3 protein-coding genes and 1 pseudogene are annotated in these 3,849 nt (G+C 45.1%); 3 read left to right on the plus strand and 1 reads right to left on the minus strand.

From position 1 onward, the window contains the following. The first annotated feature begins 259 nt into the window (after positions 1-259). From HWQ41_RS27080 to HWQ41_RS27090, 3 genes and pseudogenes are all read left to right on the plus strand, one after another. Entirely contained in the window at positions 260-1,135 is an 876-nt protein-coding gene (locus HWQ41_RS27080) for an FHA domain-containing protein (RefSeq protein ID WP_292770038.1), read from the plus strand. A 291-nt stretch (positions 1,136-1,426) separates the two neighbouring features. Next, positions 1,427-2,170, plus strand: a pseudogene (locus HWQ41_RS27085) (M50 family metallopeptidase). A 181-nt stretch (positions 2,171-2,351) separates the two neighbouring features. Then, positions 2,352-2,612: a hypothetical protein gene (locus HWQ41_RS27090; protein WP_292770040.1), complete on the plus strand. Its 261-nt coding sequence runs from the start codon at positions 2,352-2,354 to the stop codon at positions 2,610-2,612. Positions 2,613-2,695: 83 nt separating this feature from the next. Here HWQ41_RS27090 and HWQ41_RS27095 read toward each other — a convergent pair whose 3' ends face one another. Then, on the minus strand, positions 2,696-3,700 hold the full coding sequence (locus HWQ41_RS27095) for a 2-hydroxyacid dehydrogenase (RefSeq protein ID WP_292770042.1): 1,005 nt from the start codon (positions 3,698-3,700) through the stop codon (positions 2,696-2,698). Positions 3,701-3,849 lie beyond the last annotated feature (149 nt).

Genomic DNA, 3,849 nt, shown 5'->3' on the forward strand with positions numbered 1-3,849 from the left:
GCGTACCCTTACAGGGAAGCAAGCTACGCCTTGGTCTCGTAGAGAGCGTCTTTTGGATTAAATTTCAATTCTTTAATCCAAAATCTCAAATCCAAAATCTAAAATCTAAAATTCTTACTCCCCTGCTCCCCTTCCCCGCGTAAGAGTGTCCAATTCATCGTTCCATCACCAGTAATTGCTAGAATTTAAAGCTAGGGCCGCCCTCTGCTTGCCAGTCCTACCTATATTTATGATGATCTTGAACAAAGGCTAAATATCGATGATCGTCTGCCCTAATTGCAATCATCCCAACCCTGACGGCGCTGTCCAGTGTGAAGCTTGCTATACACCCTTACCCGCAACTACTAACTGTCCCAGTTGTGGGGCAACTGTGCAGGCAGATGCTGCATTCTGCGGTCAGTGTGGCTATAACCTTCATTCCGCAGGAGTTCCACATGTTCATACTGCGGTAGCTGCAACAGTTACTCCTGATATTCCTGTGGAAGTACCGCCCTTAGTTCCACCCGATCCCCTGTTAGAACTTTTACAACCAGATGCCTTGGGAATCAGCGGTTCTACTAACTCGCATCCCCCCGAATCATCTTTACCACCAACAATGGTGGCAGTTCCCCCAGAAGCTCCGCCACAGGTATCTGTTACAGAAAGCAGCCCCCCAGAACCTGCGCCAAGCGTCGCAGCTCAACCCGTAGTCTCTGTACAAAGTATTCCTACTCCACCACCTTTGTCACCAGCGCCAGCTTCTGAAGCCGAAGTACCCCCGTCAGCAGCAGCACCAAGTGCAACTGCTTCCAAAACGCAATTACAGCAGGTTACAGCGCGGTTAATCCACGTTCAAAGCGATCAGTTAATTGAATTGCCGCAAAATCTCTCTGTGATTCATATCGGCAAGACTAATGACCGGATTCCTCCAGATATAGATGTTTCAGGATTTCCCAATTCAGAAATTGTCTCGCGGATTCATGCAGATATTCGCGTCGAGGGAGATGCCCATTATGTAGAGGATGTGGGAAGTTCTAATGGCACCTACATTAATAATTTGCCGCTCTTACCGGGGAATCGTCACCGCTTACGTCCAGGCGATCGCATCAGCTTGGGTAAAGGAGACTTGATGACATTCCTGTTTCAACTTGCTTAACTGATTATCGATCAATTGTGACATCAGTCTAAGCATTTTCAGCCCATCCTTCGGCATCTATTTTGGAGGATAAACAAATGAACCGCATCAGACAAGCGACGGATAACTATGTTGTTCTTGATAGCGCCATAGTTTAGAGCCGTCGCTTCGATGTGCGAATTGTTGCATTGCTCGGCAACTCCATTACCTCAATAATTACACTAGGATAGAGAAAATACACTGTCAATTTTAGATTTTGAATTTTCCAGAAAATCTAAAATCTAAAATCTAAAATCTAAAATAGAGTGACCTATGAGGGAACCAAGCAAAAATTTTAAACCCTTGCTTACCAAAGAAGCCCCGGCAGTTGTTGAACGCATGGGGCTAACATGGCTAGTTGCAGCAGCGATCGCAACTGCTTTACTGTGGCAAGTACCAGGAGGGGATTATATCTTATACCCGTTTACAATTCTGGCAACCTGGTTTCATGAAATGGGTCACGGCTTAATGGCACTCCTATTAGGGGGACAGTTTCAGAAATTAGAGATTTTTAGTAATGGTTCCGGTGTCGCAACTTATGGCATCCGGTCGTCATTCGGGCCAATTGGCCCGGCAATGGTCGCAGCAGCAGGCCCAATGGGGCCGCCTCTTGCCGGTGCAGCTTTGATTCTGGCTTCCCGCAGTTTTAGAGCAGCAACCCTCTGTTTAAAAATATTAGGGAGTTTTTTGCTGTTTTCCACATTAATTTGGGTACGTTCCTGGTTTGGATTGGTGGCAATTCCCTTGCTGGGTTTAATCATCTTGGGTATCGCCCTGAAAGCCCCTCGCTGGGCGCAAGGGTTTGTTATTCAATTTCTGGGTGTACAAGCTTGTGTGAGTACGTACCATCAACTTGATTATCTATTTAGTAGCTCTGCGGGCCCCCTTGGACTTTCTGATACAGCGCAAATGCAGAGGTATTTGCTTTTACCTTACTGGTTTTAGGGCGGGTTGATGGCGATCGCATCTCTGGTGATTTTAGTTCAAAGTCTCCGCGTTGCCTATCGTTCGGAGTAATAAGCAAAAAGCACCATCAAAAGGCGATTGAATCTTTAGCTCAAAGAATTACTGAACATCAAGAAAAGATTAGACTGGAATCAGAGAAGAGTTTTCCTGACGAAGGTTTAATTAAGCATTGGGAAAAAGAGATTCGTGCTTTTGACAAGGCAATCCAACAAGCGCGTAAAAGATTGGGACAATGAATATGCAGATTAGCGATCGCCCTCTTGCAGTCACAAATTCAACCCTCAGTACCTTGATTGCTGAATTAGGTACAGAATGCCTGAAAGTACAAGCCTTAGTTTACCAGTTACAGTTACCTAGTTTAACTGTTAACCAACAAGCTGAAATTCTCGCAGAACTCCTAGCTGCTACGGTTCATCTGCATAATCATTGTGACGAAGATTTTCAGACGCTAATTACTGAGGAAATGGAAAATTTGCCCGATGGTGAGGATTGAATGGTGATTTTAGTCCAAAGTCTTGGCATTGCCTATCGTTCAGAGTAAATGAATATGCTCCCTTAGCGATCGCCAAGCATTACCTAAGCTGACGGTTGAGCGCGAATTTCATTAGCACAAGGACGACCTTCTTCAACATCAGCAATATTAGCAAAAGTTGTTTCTGCAATATTGTGCAGAGCTTCTGCTGTAAAAAAGGCTTGATGTCCGGTAATGAGTACATTGGGGAACGTTGTTAGACGCTGGAAAATATCATCTTGAATAATTTCGCCAGACAAATCCTCAAAGAACAATTCCGATTCTTGTTCGTAGACATCCACACCGAGATAGCCAATCTTACCAGACTTTAATCCCTCAATCACTGCTTGAGTATCAATCAGCGCTCCTCGGCTAGTGTTAATTATCATCACGCCTGACTTGATCTGTTTTATAGCCTCAGTGTTGATCAAGTGATGCGTTTCGGGAATCAGGGGGCAATGCAGAGAGATAATATCGGAGTTGGCAAATAGCTCAGGTAGTTCTACATACTTTCCACCTAGCGCCTCCAATTCGGGATTGCGATAAACGTCATAAGCGAGTAGGTGACAGCCAAACCCCTTCATAATCTGTCCTAAAATCAGACCGATTTTGCCGGTGCCGACAATCCCCACTGTGCGCTCATGCAAATTAAATCCCAACAGTCCATCTATGGAAAAATTGCCTTCTCGGACACGGTTATAGGCACGATGAATTTTGCGATTCAAGCTTAAAATCAATCCCACGGCATGTTCTGCTACCCCGTAGGGTGAATACGCGGGAACACGCACAACGGTAATTCCTAAGTCCGCTGCGGCTTGTAAGTCTACATTGTTAAACCCTGCACAACGGAGGACAACCAGCCGAGTTCCCCGTGAGGCGAGAAGCTCTAAAGTTGAGGCATCAACCTGATCATGCACAAATACGCAAACCGCCGGAAATCCGGCGGCGAGGATAGCCGTATCCCGATTTAAACGGGGTTCAAAAAACACTAACTCGTGTTGGGTGGGAGAATTTGCCGCTGACAAAAACTGCCGATCATAGGCTTTTGTACTGAAGACTGCTACTTTCATGCAAAACCTCAAGCTGTATGCTGCACGGTGTTCGACTAGATAATACCTTGGCAGTTAGAGAAGCGATGTCTACAACGAGCTGTTCGGTGAGCAAATAATTCATAATTCATAATTCATAATTCATAATTCATAATTCATAATTCATAATT

Origin of the sequence: Nostoc sp. NOS(2021), from assembly GCF_017115025.1 — a bacterium.
Lineage (GTDB): Bacteria > Cyanobacteriota > Cyanobacteriia > Cyanobacteriales > Nostocaceae > Nostoc.